Genomic DNA, 18,746 nt, shown 5'->3' on the forward strand with positions numbered 1-18,746 from the left:
GTGTTTGCATGCATTTATCCAAACGAAAGACCCGTTTCAGGTTCACCTCCCTAACAGGAGCTTTTATGGCGGTGGTTCTGTCTCTCAGTCTGTCGGTACCCGCAGTTCAGGCGGAGACCACGACTCCAGTAGCTGCTGAACAAGGAAAGACGAAAGCGCTGACAACCGAATCAGCTACAGCATTTTTGGATTCATTCTTCGATTCACCTGAGGCAAAGCCCCATTATGTGGGAGCCTCCGTGGTTGTTGTGAAAGATGGCAAAGTACTGGCGGAAAAAGGATATGGCTTTTCTGATGTGGAGAGCAAAACACCTATCGATCCGAAAAATACGGCCTTCCGTGTAGCCTCTGTCTCCAAAACGTTCACGTCAGCAGCTGTAATGCAGCTGGTGGAGCAAGGCAAGGTTGATCTGCAAGCTGATTTTCAGACCTATGTGAAAGGGCTTGAATTCGATAATCCTTTTGACAAACCTGTAACTGTGGAGAACCTGCTCACACACACGACCGGATTCGAGATCCGCGATCCGCAGCAGGAAGACATCCATACTGATTTTGACAAGTACATAGCGATGGAGGATTACGCACAGCAACATATGCCTCCTGTCGTTCGAGAGCCTGGTAGCGCCTACATGTACGATAATTTCTCATTTTTGCTGCTTGGCATGATTGTTGAGAATGTAAGCGGCGAGCCTTTTGAATCCTACATGCAACAACATATCTTCAAACCGTTGGGAATGAATAACAGCAGTTTCATGCTGGACAAAAAGTTCCAAAAGCAGCTGGCTACAGGCTATGATGCGGCACACAATCCGCTTGATCTGTACACCATCTCTCCAACACCAATGCCTCAAGGTGGCATGTTGTCTACCGCTGAGGACATCGGGAAGTTCATGATTGCGTTTCTGAATGATGGCGTGAAAGACAACGAGCGGATTCTCAAGGAATCCACGGTGAAAAGCATGGAACAGTATCGTTCTTCCATTCACCCACTGTTACCAAACACGACGTATGGATTCGAAGCTGCATTTCAGCTTCCCGGAGCAGGAAGTAGTCCAAAAGTTATTACAAAAGGAGGCGACCTGAACGGATTCAGCTCTTATCTCTTCCTTATTCCCGAGCAAAATACAGGCGTTTTCCTGACGTATAATCAAAATGGAGCACTTCGTAATCTGTTCTACCCTGCATTCATCCAGAGCTTCTTCCCGGAATATGCAGAGCCTGTACAGTTCAAGGAATACACGCCGCAATCCGCAGCTGAGCTGCAACGCTTCACCGGATTGTACGCGGATCTTCGACTTAGCACGATTGTAAGTTCCTTGAAAGGTGGCGGGGATAAGCCAGGACAACTAAGTATTAACGATGTATTCCTGGGTCAACGTAACCTGATTCAAGTGGAGGATAATCTCTTCAAAGATGAATTGACTGGTCAATTCACAGCATTCAAAGAATATGCAGATGGCACCACATACATGAAAGAACCTTACCTCAACCCTATGGGCTATGAGAAAAAAGGTCAAAAGCCTATGGGCTTCCGGGATGTTCGTGAGAACAGTCCTTATGCTGAAGCCATCTACGCCATACAATCTCTTGGATATTATGAGAATGATGGCAACAAGTCTTTCCAACCAAAAACAGGTGTGACACGAGCTGAATTTATTGAGAACACCCTTAAACTGAGTGGATTGAAGCCTAGCAAAACTACGCCTCCTGCTGGCACCGACTGGGCAGACCATACAGCGGCTGGATATATTCAACTCGGATATGAGTTGGGTATGATTACTGGCACGGACGAACAGCAGTTTAAGCCGGATCAAGTGATTATCCGACAGGAAGCCATGGTCATGATGTGGAGAATTATGCAACTGCAATATCCTAGCGAACTGTTCAATAATGTGAAACTTGCGGGGCACACAGATGCATGGGCTGTACCAGCCATTCAGATGATGTATACGCTCGGTATCCACGGACCCGAGGTAAAGGTACTGGAGGATGGTTCTGTTGATTTCCTTTCCCGCAAACCTCTGATTCGTCAGGAAGAGGCTGCGATCATGTATGCGCTGCTTACCCAGCCAACAGATCAAATCGTCGCTGAACTGATGGCTGCTCAGCAGCCGCAAGCAGAACCTGCTGAAGAAGCCGAAGCTGCAGAGGAGACATCTGAAACTGCACCGGTTCCAGTACCAGCGCCGGTCCCTTCTGTGACTTCAGCACAATAAAAATAAAACATCTTCATATCGATTAGATTGTTCATGCTTATGATGCAAGAAAAAACAGGCTTGTTCAGAAGGATACGATCCTTCTTGAACAAGCCTGTTTCGTTACTTTTCATAACTTATTATAGCGATCTGTTACTCAGTTATATCCGTCTCTATTCGATCAACGAAGATACATGGAGGTTCCCGTTGCGCTGATCAAACTTGGCTGCAGCGGTCTGAGCATGCTCCGCAAAGTAATCGGCCAGCTTGAGCAGGTCGCCCGGGTCACCTTCATACGGGAAGGATGCTGGCAGACGCAATCGGTATTCTGGAGATTCTTCCACCCAGCGGCGAAGCAACGATGCTGCTCTGGCATAAAACAACATTTTGGCGTAAGGATCTTCATGATCAGCAGCAAACACCAGTGTTTTCCTCCAGCACATCAATGCCTTTTGCCGGATTCGTACGTGTGAGATAATCCATCTGCTCCGCAAAACTCTGCACAAAATCGTTCTGGCCTTTAATCAGGCGATATCCTTTGGTCTGATGTTTATCTGCTTCCGCAGTCCGTCCCAGTCGATATAGCGGCATCAAAATTTCAGACAAAGTCAGATGCGGAATCTCTGCACAGCTCATACGCCCTTTCAGGATAGGCTGTGCCGCCTCCAACACCTTCTCATCGTCTCCTTTTAACAAGAAATATCGCATGATCTCATCCTGCTCACAGGCTTCGCAGTCACTCATAAAGTCACGATCCATCGTTCTGAATCGATCATAACTGCGTCCCGCTTCCTCCAGCTCCCCAAAATCCATAAAGATCCGGAACCGATAATACCAGTAGGAGCGTTCGCTGTAACCGTAGGACTTGAAACGCCGTCCGAAATCCTCCAACAGCACCAGGATCTTCTCACGTGATATTTCCGGGAAGTCGGGCATCTTGCCCAATATCCATTTGTACGACCACATCAACGTTTCTTCATCATATTCTTCGGGCTGTTGGTCGAACTTGCCCAGCTGCCAGGAAAAAGCAATCAGCGCTTTCATCGGATAACCGCAAAATGTTGCTGTCTCCACAATCTCCGATCTTGCTTCGTATGCCTCTTCCTCCATGCCGTTCACATCGGCAACTCTTGCCGCTTCCTCCAGCATACCAAGCTTCGCCGGACCATTGGGCAAACCATAGGCCTCGTCCATCAGTTCTTCAAAATCCATCTCTGTCTTCATCAGGCTTCCCCCTTACGGTCTGTATTTGCACGCAAACCCCAATCAATAAAACGAACAATGCCCTGATTTAACACTTCAAGCTCCTGCTTGCTCATGGCATAATGCCCCATCATCAGTGCATTGACGTATAACATTTCGATGGCAATCGGTGTCATCTGGTCATCCGGTGATGTCAGTACCCGCTGAATGATCGGATTACTCACGTTCAAATACAAGGTTGAGTACCCTGCTGAACTCATGCCAGAAGACAATGAACCCAGAACAGACGAGAACAATTCCGTGCTCTCCTCGCTTGCTTTTTCAAGCGCACGAAGTGTTGAGGATTCCTGAGACAGCGTGAACAACACCGGCAGATCCTAAGGTTTAAAACCTTTCACCTCAGCCCGACAACGGAAGCGCTGTAAGGCAGAATCGGCCAGTCGCAACGCATCATAATACTGATTACGCTCAGCGGGTGGCACATCGGTGAAACTCATCGAAACCTGATCCGGCTGTAGCCGCTCCGTGTGTACGTTGTGCACGGTCATCGGCAGTGTAGCCATCAACTCGCTGTCATAGATGTACCCACCGTTAATCACCAGCATCGATTGTGCGGATGCCACATGATGAATCTGACGGTACTCATCAACAGAGGACGTGAAATACAATGTCTCTCCTTCATCAATTAACTCACCCAGTTCACGGTGACCCCTCGTGCTCTCAAAAGGCAGCCAGCGATGAATCATCGCGTAGAATGCCTGATCCTGCACAGCCAATGCCTTCATGGACAGAGCATGCAGGCGAATCAGCTTCTGTAGCCGTTCCGTCTGGCTCTCAGCCATATCGGCCAGTCCCTTGCGAAGCGCGTCTCCGAGTTCGGAGCGAACTTCCTCCAGCTTTTCATTTTCATAAAAATGTTCCCGTGATGCCGTCGGTTGAAGCTCATCTGTCCAGATCAGGCATTTCACGAAGAAAGCCCACTCTGGCAAAATGTTCTCGGCCTTCTCCGAAATCAGCATTCGCTTCAAGTAAACCCGATGAGAACGCTTGGCATTCAGATTAACCGCGTGTGGCAGTACAAAAGCAATCCCCCCGGTACGGCCTGAAGCCGTTGTCAACGGAATGAAGTCCTGGAACTGCTCGCCAAGCAGACGTTCACCAAAAGCCAATACCTCCGCTCTGCGTGAACGTGCGAGTGCAGGGTCCATCAGCCAGATCGGTGTCTCGCTATTCACCACATGTTGCGCGCCGTCATGATACAGCGTGACCGGATATGGCAATAATGCTCCGTAATAGAACAGAGCTTCTTTCACATACTCTGGTTCAAAGTAGTGCGCCGCGTCCGGTGTGCAACGCAGATATACTTTGGTCCCCGGGGACAGCTGTGTGTCCAACTGTCGAATCGTATAGGTGCCATCCGGCTTGCCCCGCCACTCCATCGAAGGTCCACCCTTCGCGGATTGCGTCAGCATGACAATTTCATGACTCACCATGAAACAGGATAACAACCCGATCCCAAAACGTCCGATAAAGGACGTCTCTCCATCCAGCAGAGCTTGCTGCCCCCTCTTCGAGGATTGTCCAATCATGGCCAGGAATTCATGGATGTCAGCTTCAGTCAAGCCGATGCCGTTGTCCTCCACCATCATGGTCAATTGCTCACCTGTTCCCGTCAGTTCAACACGCACTTCACCCTGATACCCTGACTCCGCCTCCGTTCGTGCGGTAATCGCATCCGTCGCATTCTGCATCAGTTCTCGCAAGAACACTTTAGGACTGCTATATAGATGGTTGGATAAAATCTGGATCATCCCGCTCAGGTTCACTTGAAAACGATATTCATTGGATGCTGTCATGACTCACTCACCTTCCTCTACGTCCAAACACAATATGTACCCATACGATGTATTCATATGGATGTGTTAGACGAATTCATTATGTAATCGTTAGAAACAGACGTTCCCCGTGACAGGCACGCCAAAACATCACGTCAAGCCGGCCCTGGATAACCAAGACCGGCGTTATATGCATATTTCAGGCATTCATGAGACGTATGGCCTTATCTTTCATTACCACGTTATGAATAGCAATGAAACGGATGTTCTACCCTAAAATAAGGATACATGTTACAAGGCAGAGTGAAAACAAACCTGAGACCCGATTTCAGGCAGACTTCAGGGTAAATGTGCATCCTACATTCGGGACTATTGAAGGAGGAATAGATCTTTTTTGTCGTCCATTTGAACGATATCAGCCTACCACACGTATAATCTCCAAACTCAGATCGGACGGTGAATATACATGATCGAAGTACGCAACATATCCAAGCAATTCAAGGTGCATCAAGCACTGCATGATGTCAGTTTCACAGTTAAACAAGGCAGTGTCACCGGGTTGATTGGGCCCAACGGTTCGGGCAAAACCACACTGATCCGTATCATGAATGGGGTCTTGGGCGCTTCCGGTGGACAGGTAACCATTAACGGATTGGACGCCGCTTGTGAGGCAGAGAAAGTACTTGCCATGTGTGGCACTCTTACCGAGCAAAGTGGATTATATGAAAATATGAGCGGGCGTGACAATCTGACTTTCTTCGCAGATGTTTTTGGCCTGAAGCATGCCAAGAAACGAATCGACGAGCTTGTAACTCTGTTCGAGTTGCAGGATTATCAGCATCGAAAAGTCGGCACCTATAGCACAGGCATGAAGAAACGCTTGGGCCTTGCACGAGTACTCTTGCACCGTCCTTCCATCCTGTTTCTGGATGAGCCCACCAATGGCCTGGATCCGGATGGAATTCAGATGGTGCTACGCATTATCCGTCAGTTAAATAAGGAAGAAAAGATGACAATCCTGGTCTCATCCCATGTGCTGTCCCAACTGTCAGCCGTCTGTGATCATTATATTTTCATGGAAAAGGGGCGCATCGTGGAGGAAGGCACGGAACAGGAGATTGTTAGCCGGTACCTGTCCACTCCGAAGCTCGAAGTAGAAGCCGACATGCCAGAAGGATGGCACACGGCAACCGACTTTACACCTGAAATAATCTCCGCACATCAAGCAGTATTTCAGCTTACATCGCGTGAAGATATTCCATTACTGCTAAGACAATTAACGCAGCATGGTCAAGTCTATCAGGCCCGCATCACGGGCAGTGATCTGGAAAGTATCTATTTTGCCATAAGGGAGACACACCACCATGAATAACCGCCAAGCCATACGTGCACTGGTACGTAAAGATATCCGGTCCGTCACAGCCAGCATTCAGCTCTGGTTGCCCATGTTGATCGTTCCACTGATTATTGGAATCATCATGCCCTCCGCCCTTCTGTGGGCGGCCTCCAGAATGGAACTTCGTTCTCTGGGCAACATCAGCTTTCTACTCGAATCATTGGATGCGTTAACCCATGGTGGACAGATTCCTCAGCTTGCTTCCATGCCTACAGATAATCATCGTATTGTCTATTACTTGGCCATGTATATGTTCGCTCCCTTGTTTCTCATCATTCCGGTAATGGCCTCCAGTATTCTGACGGCCAATAGTTTCGCTGGTGAGAAGGAACGTAAGACGCTGGAAGGATTGTTGTTCACACCGATAAGTATGGACACTCTTTTTAAAGGTAAAGTGCTAGCTGCCCTGATCCCTTCCATTCTATTATCCTGGGTTACTTTCCTGATCTACGGAATCATTGCCAATATTCTGATGTACCCCATGTTTGGAACGTTGATGTTTCCCAATCTGAACTGGATCATACTTGTGGTGTGGGTTGTTCCCGCTTGCAGTCTTATGGTCATTTTATTAAACGTCCTGATCTCGGCCAAGGTCCGTGGATTCCAGGAAGCCTATCAACTCGGCGGATTAATTGTCCTTCCCCTCATCGCCTTAGTCGCTGGTCAAGCCAGTGGCATGTTGCTGATTGGTCCTTGGATGTTAGTCATGATTGGAGCAGTGCTCCTGCTCATAAGTGTGGTTCTTCTTCGTCTGGTCACGTCGTGGAATAGTCGTCAGCAACTGGCGGAAAGTCAGATCTGAATGATGTGGAGTGTAGCGACGAAATTCAACAATCTACACTGTCGCTCCGCTATACAGATTGAGAAATAAATAAGTGCAGGTTATGATGTGGAGATATATGCTATGGGATGATTTATAGAGAGGAATGGAACAACTGTATGGAATCCAAACTACTTCAAAAATTAAAATATGCTTCACAATTAACGGCACAGGAGAAGCATATTGTGGACTATATCCTGAACAATCCCGAAGTTGTATTTGATTCTACAGCCCATGAACTGGCTCAGCAGACCTATACAAGCTCATCCACCATTGTTCGTCTATGCAAAAAGCTGGGTACCAAGGGGTACCCAGACTTTCAGTTAAAGCTTGCTCTTGAATATCAACAGATACCTTCCGCGATGAAAACGCAGGATCATGCAATTGCAGAACAAGGCAACGTGCTGGCTGCCATCGACTCGGTTCCTTACCTGTACCAGCAGGCGTTGGAGGATACCCGCCGGATGTTAAACGCTCCTGTTTTGCTACGAATCGCGAACTGGGTCAAAGAATCCGTACGCATTGATGTCTATGGCAGTGATATGAATTATTATCTGGCTCAACAGGCCTGTGCCAAGTGGAATGAACTCGGCATATCTGCGATTGCTCACAATAGTCCGAACATGCATTATTTGAACACGATGAATCCCAATAGCCTGACGCTCTCTTTTGTTATATCACACACAGGTGAGAACCAATCCATGATTGAAGCCGCCAAAGTGCTGAGCAACAAACAGATGAAAGTCATCGCAATCACGGGCAACAACCATTCAACCCTGTCCAGACATTGTGATGAAACGCTACTGGCTTATGGATACAATGAACAATTACGACTGTCCAAAATGTCTTCGATGGTCTCGGTACTCTATATTTTCGACATGTTGTACATGGGTAGCATTAGCGATACGTATTAACGATTACCGTTGATCTGCTGCAAATACAATCCCGGCATCCTTACGTGCACTCATAAGTACACTCATCACAGAGTGGCTGTGTTCGAGTAGTTCGTAACACCGTTTGTGATCCCCATTTGCATGGATGTCCCTGAACGCTTCCCACTGATAGTACAGCCAATTAGATTCGGTCTGCGCATTATACGCCTCAACAGGCTCATTCCCGATTTGAAGCTTGATCTCCCGGCAACCGTTTGCTCCTCCCACAACCTGAAGATAACCTTTCTCGCCCTGAATGAGCACAAAGTTCATGCTGTTTGTGTCTTTGGCACCTACACATTCCGCAATAAACTCCGGATACTTAAGAACCACTACACCTGACGTATCAATGCCGTTTGCATGCTGGTTTGCGGTATACGATACCGTATTCGGACTGCCAAACAGATTCATGACCAGATGAAGATTATAAATATTGATATCCATCAGCGCTCCGCCGGAGAATTGTGGATTAAATACGTTCGGTGTTTCCCCTGCAAGCAGATCATTGTATTTGCGCGAGTATTGACTGTAGTTACACTGGATGAGTTTGATCGGACCAAGCTTTGGTAGCTGCTCCTGTATGACTTTAATATTAGGCAGATGAATGTTGGAGATGGCTTCAAACAGCAACAGATTCTTTTCTTTTGCAAGTGCAATCAGCGTTTCTGCTTCCTGAAGCGTGGACGTGAACGGTTTTTCGCAGACGACATGTTTGCCATGTTGAAGTGCCTGATAGGCCTGTTCGTAGTGCATGCTGTTTGGTGAAGCAACATATACCAGATCTACATTTGTATCTGAAAATAGGGATTCCAGGTCCGTATAGATTGTATCGACCTCATACTTCCCCGCAAGCTCCTGTGCTGTCTCTCTCTTCCGGGAGTACATCGCTGTACACGTAACATCTTCCAATTCATTGATCGCAGATAAAATGGCATCCACAATAGACCCTGTACCAATCGTTGCTATATTCATCATATCGTTTCGCTCCTGTCGTTGGTTGTTTGTCAGTTGGCTCTCTTCGCTGCTTCGATTCCGTCATGTAAAATATCCAATACATATAAAACCTCTTCATCCTTGACCGGCTTATCACCGTTATGTCGAATGGCTTGAAGCAGTTGATCATATAAAATGCCATAGTCTGTTGCTTCCGAAGGAACTTTCTCCGTATGTGATGTTCCCTCATCGTCCACATAACTAATCGTACCCCAGTTATCCTCCGGTTCAGCTTCAATGGATACCCTGGTTCGCCCATCTCCATTTTTCGTTTGATGCCCACTGCTATATTTAACAAAGCTCCCTCGATCCCCGTGAACAATGAATTTTGGATGCTCGATCTTCACAAGCAGGCTGCACTTAATCGTGGCCTTCATTCTTCCATATCGAAAATCAATATCGATGTAATCATCAGATTCACCCGGCGCGATCAAACTCCGAACATCATAATCAATTCGGTCAGCTACGCCATAGATGGAGATTAACTGATCAATGGTATGCACGGCCAAGCCATGCAGCAATCCAAATCCGCTTCTCGCATACTGTGGGTGAAAATAATCATAGTGGGACTGGATTTCAACAATATTCCCCAGTTTGCTGCTCTCAATCACTTTTTTTAATGTCAGGAAGTCACCATCAAATCTGCGATTTTGATTCGCCATGGCGATGAGATTTTTACGATTGGCTAGTTCAAAAATATCTTTGGCTGCCGCAGAAGTGGAGGCAAAAGGTTTCTCCACCAGTACATGTTTCCCGTGTTCCAATGCCAGCTTGGCGTACTCTACATGACTATCCACATGGGTGGCGACAACAATCAATTCAATCTCATCATCTTGCAATATATCTTCGATATTCGTTGTAAAAGTAATCTCGGGATAAAGTAATTCACGCTCTGTATCGCCAACCCGATCTTCCTCCCGACGGTATATCGTCTTCACCTTGATGTTTTCTTTTTTGTCCAGATAAGGCAAATGATAATTCACCACTGCATTCCCAAATCCGATGATCGCCATATTTAATACCATGATCGCTCACTCCTCTGCTCTGGTTGAATGTTATGTTATCACGATCAAGTCAGGCGGAGAATGCTTTGGGACGGGATTGGCAGCATCATGCGCAATTTGATTTCAGGTTTGAATGACTATGAAATTCAATTTCATCCTCTTCTTTTTTCATGTTTGAGATCTAACATATCTTCCATAGTTTACCGATATAACATAAGGAATTAACGACATACATATAGAAGAACGAAGGGGATGATGAACGAATGAAAACAGGGTATACATACGTACAACGCACCATCTGTACATTGCTGTTATTTACACTCATTGCAGCAGTGACATTGGGAGGTGGAACCGCAGCCCAGGCAGCTTCACTTAGCCAATCCACAGTGTATTATGAGTCCGACGGAGTTTTGTACAAAGTTTCCGCGGATGGAAGCAATACAACAGAAGTATTAATTGATTTCCAAGGTGTGGACTTGCTCGCGGCAGGCTCTTACCTCTACTACACGCAGACTGCTTCTTCCACAACCTTGCTTCGGGTTCCGAATGACGGGTCCAGCGATGCGGCAGAGACATTTGCTACAGATGTACTCAGCTATTATACGGATAACGGATTCATCTATTATCTGGATGCTACAGGTACCATTTATCGCGCGAATGGCAATAGTGACGCTTCAGCTGTCACCAAGATTGCTGACAAGGCCGATACCGATTTTCCATTTCTTCTGGTAGCCAAAGGGCGTGCCTACTATAACGCGCTGGTTAACGGGAACACGTGGATCGTGTCCAAAACGTCCAACGGCAGTGGAGCTGTGCAGCGGATTGCGGCAGGCGCAGTGGAAGGTCGTTATTTTACGAATCAAGCCAAAAACGAACTGCAACTGATGGTAAATACAGACCCCTACGAGGAGTTTTACTCCACCAATGCTGTTGTCCTGTATAAGGTGAACTACAACACTGGCAAAGCAACTGCGGTTAATCCCAAAGCCAAACTGGATGTGAATGCTGTATATTCCGGTGGTTGGGGAAACAATCTTTACGTGTATAACAAAGGAATCGCTCTCGACAGCAACAAGGATTACAATTATGCCAAAGGCAAAGCGTTTGCGTTAACAACTTCAGCCAAAACACTTCAGCTTCATAACAAAAGCGTTCGTGAAGTAAGTGCCCTAGGTACAGACAAGGTTGTCCTTATTGATGCAGACAAAAAGGCTTATGCCAAAACGGTCTCGGGCAACAAAGTGACCAAGTCTGCCAACCTGAACCTGACAAATGTAACGTATGTGGCGAATCAATTGACCAATGGTACATCTACGGCAGCATACATCTCGGGCAACAACGGACTCTATTCGGTTAATTCAGCCCTCAAGGTAACGAAACTTACCGGGGACGAATGGGATGCATTCCATATCAGAGATGATGTTGCGGGCCTCTTCTACATCAATGCCAAAGATCAATATCGCTTGTATCACGTGCAAACGGGTGGAACAGGGAAAAAAGTAATGAGTGACGTTTTCCTCGACAATATTCTATTGGTGACACCGTACTAACATATCATGTTGATTCAGGCGCATAGCCCATTCAACGGACTTGTCCATAACAAAAAGGATTACCTGGTAGCCATAACGGCTCTTGGTAGTCCTTTTTTGGTTGTCGAAAACTATTTTTCAAAAACATCTTCCATATGAGAATGATAATTGTTATCATTAAGAAAATAAGACAAAAGGATGGTCCGTATGACTGAACAGTTTCCCTTCATTGCTGAAACCTCATCTCTACCGCTCCTCTCCTCCATGTGCCGTGTGCGTCGTGGGGAGAATTTCCGTGTGCAAGGCAAGACGGTGTCACGGCCCATGCTCTGTCTTATTTTGCAAGGAGACGGTGTTCTGGTCCTGAATGATACAGTCTACACCGCTCAAGCGGGCAGCTTGTTTGTACTGAAGCCAGGAACAACCATTGAGGCCGCTGCACGCTCGAATGTGACCGAATGTATATTACTAAGCATGGATACGGTTTGTTTGCAGCAAGTGCGCGGTGAATGGAAAATGACCTCATCACCCGCCTTCCCGCTGGATTGGCAGACAGGCAGGTTGCTGGTTCGTCATGAGCAGCAGGCTGTATTACGTTTGGAACAACTGTATGAAACCTATCGCGGTCTTCAACCGGATCACTTTATCAGCATACATAGCCAGCTGCATGAGCTGTTGCAATTTCTCTCAGAGAACAGGCTGGAAGCCAATCATGAGAAAGTGGACCCTGCCTTGGAACGCAGCATTATGTATATGCGACGTTACATGAGTGAAGGAATCAGCATGGATCAGCTTGCCAAGATTGCTGGACTCACCCCCAGCTCTTATTCACGCAGTTTCAAGAAGGCCAAAGGCATGTCACCAACCGATTACCTGAATCGTTTACGTATAAACGAAGCCAAAAAACAGCTGACAGAGGAATCCTGTGTCCTCAAAGACGTCGCGGTATCTGTCGGGTATGGCAATGAATATTATTTTAGCCGCAAATTCAAACAAACCTTGGGGATTGCTCCCAGCGTATATATGAAAAGAGATCAACTTCGCGTAGCTACGGCATCCAGTATGGGATTCCATGAGAACTTGGCCTCGCTTGGACTGCGCCCGGTAGCTGTGCTGGAAGGTCAAAGTGTGTTTGACCGAGAATCGGATGAATATGAACAAGAACGCCGATTAACCAGACAATTCGATCAACTTCGGCAGGCGAAGCCAGACTTGATCATCGGTGACTTTTACCACAAGCCTTATTATGATCGCCTGAAAAGTGTTGCACCCACCATCATCATGGAGTCCACTGAGGACTGGAAAGAGAACCATATTCGCATAGCCGAACTGGTCGGACGTGAGAAACAAGCGTTGCTGAATTTCAAAGAACTTGAGTTTCGCAAGCTTGAAGCAAGCCTGAACCTGCAACCCTATTTCGGACAAAAACGGTTGGCTCTGATGGAGGTTACGAATCAGTTCATTCGCTTACAAGGGACTGGCGAGCATCCATTAGATCACTTGTTGTATGCTGAATTGGGACTCCAGCCTGCTCAGCTTGTATCTCCCGAAAGTTCCAGAAATGAGTATGCAGCGGATAGTATCCCTGTGCTGGACACGGATTACCTGTTGATCCATCGTGCTTCGCTTCAGCCTGTCAGTGAAAAGGTGTTCCGACGCATGAAACAAACGGCATCATGGAATCGATCCCCTGCTGTATTGTATGGTAACGTTCACGATATCTCGAACTGGCAACGGTTATGCTGGACCCCGGCTGGCCGGTTGCAGATTCTGAACGAACTGGAACAGATTGCTCAGCAGTCTGTGGTCTTTCCTCAGGCAGGTCTGATCGGACATTAGATGTGAACAGAGGTTGATACGATGGGCAAGATTATCTTTTACATCGTGTTTCTTCATTATAAATCAGTAAGTTATTGCACAGGCCAAAGGGCCCTCTCCTATAACGGAAAGGGCCCTTTGCATGTAATTATGAATGTTCCTTAATCTCTTCCTTCGGAACCAGCTTGTATATCTCTTCATCTTCCATGGTATCAATCAACCGATCCAACCATTTGTAATATGCTTCCGCTTGCAAAACTTTGTGTTTGTCTTCCATCAGAATGTGGATAAGTTCAGCGTCTGCCTGCTCATCCAGACCTTCGACTAACCGATTCAGTTCTTCAATTGATTTGCGTAGAATCTGAAGGTTACTCTCCACGGCTTTTCTCCATTTAATTGCAAAATAATCCGTAAACGTCTGATGCCAGTCATATTCCACTTCATATAGGTCTTTTCTGGAGCCCTTGCTCCACACTTTATTTACCATTTTCAAATCCAGCAGTGTTCGTACACCTGTACTCATACTCGTTTTGCTCATTTCCATTTCCCGTCCCATATCGTCAAGGGTCATTGGTTTGTCTGCAAAAAATAGCAATCCATATAAGTGTCCCGTCGACAGCGTAACGCCGTAAAGATCCATATTACGTCCAATGGCTTCAATGACGCGCTTACGAATCTTCAGCACGGTTGCCTGCTGTTCCTCTTGTAAATGGTCCAAGCCCATGCTTGCAACCTCCATTCTGAACATTCCACAGTCTTTGGCGAAATAATTGCAACACTTTAAAAGTCCTGCTTACATGGGAAAGCACTCGGCCGGACATCATATATGCCAGAGGGCTTTCATTCACCCAATGTATGAAAATGGGAACTTTACCAGGCTACAATTGCCTATGACTATCTTTTAACCAAAAAATTCAGCTTCAATTCAGCTCATTTTCTATTGTAGGAAAAGCAATGTCAAATGTAAAGCTGCCTTATTAGCCAGAATAAGGAGAATGACGGAGTATTTGGACGAAAAACTTTGTACAGTTTTTACTGTACAAACATTATGTACTGTTTATTCGGTTGATATACTGGTTAAGTATTGTTAGACTTAAAAACGTTACCCAGAAAGACGGGAAGCGAAGCAACAACTACCGGATTTCGTGGCTGGGCGCATAAGTGTATGGGCTTATGGATGCTGAAAGCCGTTCGAAGTGCACAACACATCAGAAGGGGTGAAAACATGACCATACTTGAAGTGAAAAACGTAAGTAAATTGTTTGGACCCCAAACCGAGCAAGGTCTGCAATTACTGGAGCAAGGTTGGGGTAAAGAAAAGTTGGCCAAAGAAAAACAGATAACGGTTGGTGTCAACCGGGTCAACATGGACATTAAGGAAGGCGAGATTTTCGTTATTATGGGACTGTCCGGGAGTGGTAAATCCACATTGGTTCGGATGTTCAATCGTCTGATTGAACCAACATCCGGAGAAATTCTGGTCCATGGTAAGGATCTACGCAAGATGAACAAAGAACAATTGCGCGAAGTGCGCCGGAAAACGATCAGCATGGTCTTCCAGAAGTTTGCGTTGTTCCCGCACCGTACCGTTCTTGATAATGTGGAGTATGGATTGGAAATACAAAAAGTAGATAAGGAAGTACGCCGGGAGAAGGCAAAAACCTCACTTGAGCTGGTTGGCCTTAAAGGCTGGGAAGACAAAATGCCAGATGAACTCAGTGGCGGGATGCAGCAACGTGTCGGCTTGGCGCGTGCACTTGCCAATGACCCGGAAGTACTACTGATGGATGAAGCCTTCAGTGCACTTGATCCATTGATTCGTCGTGATATGCAAGATGAGTTGATCGAGCTTCAGGATAAAATGAAAAAGACCATCATTTTCATTACCCATGACTTGGACGAAGCGCTGCGCATCGGCGATCGTATTGCCCTCATGAAAGACGGCGCAGTTGTGCAGATTGGTACACCGGAAGAAATCATGATTCAACCGGCCAACTCATATGTGGCCCGCTTCGTCGAAGACGTGGATCTGTCCAAGGTTCTCACAGCATCTCACGTAATGCGTCGCCCTGAAACAATTACGCTTGATCGTGGTCCTCGTGTTGCCCTCGAATTAATGCGCGAACGTGGTATTTCCAACCTGTTTGTCATTGACCGTTCGATCAAACTGCTTGGTGTTATTACAGCTGAAGATGCAACTCGTGCTATGCGCGAAAACAAATTATTGAACGACATTCTGATCACGGACGGGCCGACGGTGTCGCCTGAGACCCTGATCCATGAATTGTTCGAGATTGTAAGTTCTGCCCATGTGCCGCTCGCTGTTGTTGGTGAGAATGGCCGTCTGCAAGGTGTTATCGTCCGCGGTGCCCTGCTGGGTGCACTTAGCGGTGAAGTTGCAGTAAAGGAGGAACTTGTGAATGATTCCCAAAATACCACTAGCATCGTGGATTGAATCCATCGTTGACTGGATGAGCTCCTCGCTCTCCGGATTGTTTAATGTAATCTCTATTGTTATTCAGGCAGTAGTTGGATTCTTCTCCGGGCTGTTCATGCTGCCCCATCCACTCCTGTTCATTGCCATATTGGGTGTTCTTGCGTTCCTCGTAGGTCGACTCCCACTGACACTATTTACGGTTATCGGGTTCTTGCTCGTAGATAACTTGGGATACTGGTCCCAATCGTTGGACACACTCGGTCTGGTTATCACTTCAGGATTGGTTTCGATCCTGCTTGGTGTACCTGTCGGAATCTGGCTCGCATACAGTAAAACTGCGGCGCGTATCATTACACCGCTGCTTGACTTCATGCAGACGATGCCTGCATTTGTCTACTTGCTGCCTGCAGTTACATTCTTTAGTCTAGGTGTCGTTCCAGGTGTTATCGCGTCCGTTATATTTGCGATTCCGCCAACGATTCGTCTGACTCACCTGGGTATCAGACAGGTATCTGGCGAATTGGTTGAAGCAGCTGATGCATTCGGCTCAACTTCCATGCAAAAGTTGTTCAAAGTACAACTTCCACTCGCTTTGCCTACCGTGATGTCCGGTATTAACCAGACCATCATGCTGTCACTGTCCATGGTTGTTATTGCATCCATGATCGGTGCACAAGGTATTGGTGCAGAAGTCTATCGTGCTGTAACACAGCTTCAAATCGGTAAAGGTTTCGAAGCCGGTCTGGCCGTTGTTGTACTCGCGATTGTTCTGGACCGTTTTACACAAAATGTGTTTATGCCAGGTCGCAAAAAGAACTCACGCATTACAGCCAAGCAAAAAGCATGGATCACTGCTGCGGCAACATTCCTTGTGCTTGTAGCTGGTTTCTCACAATACTTCGTTGGTGGCACAACTTCCGCTGGTGGCAACAATTCAGCAGCCAATGCTGTAGGTCAAGAAGTGAACTATCAGATTATTGGTATCGATCCAGGGGCTGGTATCATGAAGTCCGCTGCAAAAGCGATCGAAGACTATAAATTGACTGACTGGACTCTGATTGAAGGCTCTGGTGCAGCCATGACGGCCACGCTGGACAAAGCGATCAAAAATGAAGACCCAATCATTATTACAGGTTGGACTCCGCACTGGATGTTCAACAAATATGATCTGAAATATCTGGAAGACCCTGAGAAATCTTTCGGTGATGCTGAAGAAATTCATACGATCGCCCGTAAAGGTCTGAAAGAAGATCACCCTGTTGCGTTTGAATTCCTGTCCCGTTTCCAATGGACATCGGATGAAATGGGTGAAATGATGACTGCTATCCAGGATGGCACATCCGCAGAAGAAGCAGCTAAAGCTTATGCTGAGAAACATGCCGATCAGATTGCTGAGTGGACCAAAGGTCTGACTCCAGTGAACGGTGATGCATTCAAACTAAGCTATGTGGCTTGGGATTCCGAAATCGCAAGTACGAACTTGCTGAAATATGTGATGGAAAACGAATTGGGTTATAAAGTTAACGCTCTGCAAGTCGAAGCCGGACCAATGTGGACAGGTGTTGCCTCAGGCGACGTAGATGCCTCTCCAGCAGCTTGGCTGCCATTGACACACGCAGACTACTGGGAACGTTACAAAGACCAGGTAGACGATCTGGGGGCCAATATGACAGGTGTACGTACAGGCCTCGTGGTTCCTAGTTACATGACTGAAGTCAATTCGATTGCAGATCTGGAGACAGGTGCCGCTTCTTCCACTCCATCGGCAAGTGCTAATGTGGGCGAAGAGGTTAATCACCAGATTGTTGGTATTGATCCAGGTGCAGGTCTGATGAAGGCCACAGCAAACGCCATTAAGCATTATGATTTGTCTAACTGGAATCTAATTGAAGGCTCTGGAGCCGCGATGACTGCATCGCTGGACAAAGCTTATAAAAATGAAGAACCAATCATCGTTACGGGTTGGACTCCGCACTGGATGTTTAATCAGTATGATCTGAAGTATCTGGACGATCCCGACTTAATTTTTGGCGATGCAGAGGAAGTTCACACGGTTGGACGTAAGGGAATCAAAGAAGATCATCCCGTTGCCTATGAGTTCTTCTCTCGTTTTAATTGGACTGCGGATCAAATGAGTGAAATCATGGTAGACATTCAAAAGGGCGTTTCGCCTGAAAAAGCTGCCAAGACTTATGCAGAAAAACATCCGGACCAAATTGAAGAGTGGACCCAGGGGTTAACCCCTGTTAAAGGTGACAATTTACGTCTCGGTTATGTTGCATGGGACTCTGAAATTGCGAGTACCAACCTGATGAAGTATGTGCTGGAGACGGATCTGGGTTATACAGTCAAAGCACTGCAAGTCGAAGCTGGTCCAATGTGGGCAGGCTTGGCAGCAGGTGATATCGATGCTTCTCCAGCCGTTTGGCTCCCTCTTACACATGGGGACTACTGGGAGACATATGGTGACCAGATTGAAGATATCGCTGTCAGCATGACAGGAGTTAAACAAGGTTTGGTTGTTCCAACGTATATGGATATCAACTCTGTTGAAGACTTAAAAGATAATTAAACCAGATTGAGA

Annotated in this window: 13 protein-coding genes and 1 pseudogene; 8 read left to right on the forward strand and 6 right to left on the reverse strand. The window is 46.7% G+C overall.

The features are described 5' to 3' along the window. Nucleotides 1–8: 8 nt before the first annotated feature. On the forward strand, nucleotides 9–2,216 hold the full coding sequence (locus tag QF041_RS13595) for a serine hydrolase domain-containing protein (RefSeq protein ID WP_307414563.1): 2,208 nt from the start codon (nucleotides 9–11) through the stop codon (nucleotides 2,214–2,216). Nucleotides 2,217–2,368: 152 nt separating this feature from the next. Here the strand turns inward: QF041_RS13595 and QF041_RS13600 are convergent, their stop codons facing one another. The 3 genes and pseudogenes from QF041_RS13600 to QF041_RS13610 all read right to left on the reverse strand — a co-directional run bounded on the left by QF041_RS13600 (nucleotide 2,369) and on the right by QF041_RS13610 (nucleotide 5,254). Further along, entirely contained in the window at nucleotides 2,369–2,617 is a 249-nt protein-coding gene (locus QF041_RS13600) for a hypothetical protein (RefSeq protein WP_307414564.1), read from the reverse strand. Continuing rightward, nucleotides 2,604–3,419 carry a hypothetical protein gene (locus QF041_RS13605; RefSeq protein ID WP_307414565.1) on the reverse strand — a complete coding sequence of 272 codons (816 nt, stop codon included), beginning with the start codon at nucleotides 3,417–3,419 and terminating at the stop codon, nucleotides 2,604–2,606. The genes QF041_RS13600 and QF041_RS13605 overlap by 14 nt, the downstream gene beginning before the upstream one ends. Continuing rightward, nucleotides 3,419–5,254 (reverse strand): annotated as a pseudogene (locus QF041_RS13610) (HSP90 family protein). Before QF041_RS13610 ends, QF041_RS13605 begins: the two are co-directional and overlap by 1 nt. 445 nt (nucleotides 5,255–5,699) lie before the next feature. On the opposite strand from QF041_RS13610, the gene QF041_RS13615 reads away from it, so the two are divergent. The 3 genes from QF041_RS13615 (at nucleotide 5,700) to QF041_RS13625 (ending at nucleotide 8,363) form a co-directional block, all read left to right on the forward strand. Then, nucleotides 5,700–6,605: an ABC transporter ATP-binding protein gene (locus QF041_RS13615; RefSeq protein WP_307414566.1), complete on the forward strand. Its 906-nt coding sequence runs from the start codon at nucleotides 5,700–5,702 to the stop codon at nucleotides 6,603–6,605. Next, nucleotides 6,598–7,431 carry an ABC transporter permease subunit gene (locus QF041_RS13620; RefSeq protein WP_047842007.1) on the forward strand — a complete coding sequence of 278 codons (834 nt, stop codon included), beginning with the start codon at nucleotides 6,598–6,600 and terminating at the stop codon, nucleotides 7,429–7,431. The genes QF041_RS13615 and QF041_RS13620 overlap by 8 nt, the downstream gene beginning before the upstream one ends. A 137-nt stretch (nucleotides 7,432–7,568) precedes the next feature. Continuing rightward, a complete protein-coding gene (locus tag QF041_RS13625) occupies nucleotides 7,569–8,363 on the forward strand; it encodes a MurR/RpiR family transcriptional regulator (RefSeq protein ID WP_307414567.1) in 795 nt (264 codons plus the stop codon). Between the two features lie 3 nt (nucleotides 8,364–8,366). Here the strand turns inward: QF041_RS13625 and QF041_RS13630 are convergent, their stop codons facing one another. Continuing rightward, nucleotides 8,367–9,353 carry a Gfo/Idh/MocA family protein gene (locus tag QF041_RS13630; RefSeq protein WP_307416961.1) on the reverse strand — a complete coding sequence of 329 codons (987 nt, stop codon included), beginning with the start codon at nucleotides 9,351–9,353 and terminating at the stop codon, nucleotides 8,367–8,369. Between the two features lie 32 nt (nucleotides 9,354–9,385). Next, nucleotides 9,386–10,399 carry a Gfo/Idh/MocA family oxidoreductase gene (locus QF041_RS13635; protein WP_307414568.1) on the reverse strand — a complete coding sequence of 338 codons (1,014 nt, stop codon included), beginning with the start codon at nucleotides 10,397–10,399 and terminating at the stop codon, nucleotides 9,386–9,388. A gap of 242 nt (nucleotides 10,400–10,641) precedes the next feature. Between QF041_RS13635 and QF041_RS13640 the strand changes: the two genes are divergently transcribed. Next, nucleotides 10,642–11,928, forward strand: a complete 1,287-nt coding sequence (locus QF041_RS13640) for a DUF5050 domain-containing protein (RefSeq protein WP_307414569.1) — start codon at nucleotides 10,642–10,644, stop codon at nucleotides 11,926–11,928. 186 nt (nucleotides 11,929–12,114) lie between these two features. After that, complete coding sequence (locus tag QF041_RS13645; protein ID WP_307414570.1) at nucleotides 12,115–13,746, forward strand: helix-turn-helix domain-containing protein; 1,632 nt, start codon at nucleotides 12,115–12,117, stop codon at nucleotides 13,744–13,746. 127 nt (nucleotides 13,747–13,873) lie between these two features. Here the strand turns inward: QF041_RS13645 and QF041_RS13650 are convergent, their stop codons facing one another. Further along, nucleotides 13,874–14,449: a GbsR/MarR family transcriptional regulator gene (locus QF041_RS13650; protein ID WP_307414571.1), complete on the reverse strand. Its 576-nt coding sequence runs from the start codon at nucleotides 14,447–14,449 to the stop codon at nucleotides 13,874–13,876. Between the two features lie 501 nt (nucleotides 14,450–14,950). On the opposite strand from QF041_RS13650, the gene QF041_RS13655 reads away from it, so the two are divergent. Both QF041_RS13655 and QF041_RS13660 read left to right on the forward strand, forming a co-directional pair. Next, nucleotides 14,951–16,180, forward strand: coding sequence for a quaternary amine ABC transporter ATP-binding protein (locus QF041_RS13655; RefSeq protein WP_307414572.1), 1,230 nt, complete (start codon nucleotides 14,951–14,953; stop codon nucleotides 16,178–16,180). Further along, nucleotides 16,146–18,734 (forward strand): glycine betaine ABC transporter substrate-binding protein, encoded by a 2,589-nt coding sequence (locus QF041_RS13660; protein ID WP_307414573.1) that lies wholly within the window; start codon nucleotides 16,146–16,148, stop codon nucleotides 18,732–18,734. The genes QF041_RS13655 and QF041_RS13660 overlap by 35 nt, the downstream gene beginning before the upstream one ends. The last annotated feature ends 12 nt before the right edge of the window (nucleotides 18,735–18,746 follow it).

It is taken from the genome of Paenibacillus sp. W2I17, assembly GCF_030815985.1.
Lineage (GTDB): Bacteria > Bacillota > Bacilli > Paenibacillales > Paenibacillaceae > Paenibacillus.

What these genes read in the sequence shown, in the direction of transcription:
- QF041_RS13595 (WP_307414563.1), top strand. Translation starts at nt 9, where the DNA reads ATGCATTTATCCAAACGAAAGACCCGTTTCAGGTTCACCTCCCTAACA.
- QF041_RS13605 (WP_307414565.1), bottom strand. Translation starts at nt 3,419, where the DNA reads ATGAAGACAGAGATGGATTTTGAAGAACTGATGGACGAGGCCTATGGT.
- QF041_RS13615 (WP_307414566.1), top strand. Translation starts at nt 5,700, where the DNA reads ATGATCGAAGTACGCAACATATCCAAGCAATTCAAGGTGCATCAAGCA.
- QF041_RS13620 (WP_047842007.1), top strand. Translation starts at nt 6,598, where the DNA reads ATGAATAACCGCCAAGCCATACGTGCACTGGTACGTAAAGATATCCGG.
- QF041_RS13625 (WP_307414567.1), top strand. Translation starts at nt 7,569, where the DNA reads ATGGAATCCAAACTACTTCAAAAATTAAAATATGCTTCACAATTAACG.
- QF041_RS13630 (WP_307416961.1), bottom strand. Translation starts at nt 9,353, where the DNA reads ATGAATATAGCAACGATTGGTACAGGGTCTATTGTGGATGCCATTTTA.
- QF041_RS13635 (WP_307414568.1), bottom strand. Translation starts at nt 10,399, where the DNA reads ATGGTATTAAATATGGCGATCATCGGATTTGGGAATGCAGTGGTGAAT.
- QF041_RS13640 (WP_307414569.1), top strand. Translation starts at nt 10,642, where the DNA reads ATGAAAACAGGGTATACATACGTACAACGCACCATCTGTACATTGCTG.
- QF041_RS13645 (WP_307414570.1), top strand. Translation starts at nt 12,115, where the DNA reads ATGACTGAACAGTTTCCCTTCATTGCTGAAACCTCATCTCTACCGCTC.
- QF041_RS13650 (WP_307414571.1), bottom strand. Translation starts at nt 14,449, where the DNA reads ATGGGCTTGGACCATTTACAAGAGGAACAGCAGGCAACCGTGCTGAAG.
- QF041_RS13655 (WP_307414572.1), top strand. Translation starts at nt 14,951, where the DNA reads ATGACCATACTTGAAGTGAAAAACGTAAGTAAATTGTTTGGACCCCAA.
- QF041_RS13660 (WP_307414573.1), top strand. Translation starts at nt 16,146, where the DNA reads ATGATTCCCAAAATACCACTAGCATCGTGGATTGAATCCATCGTTGAC.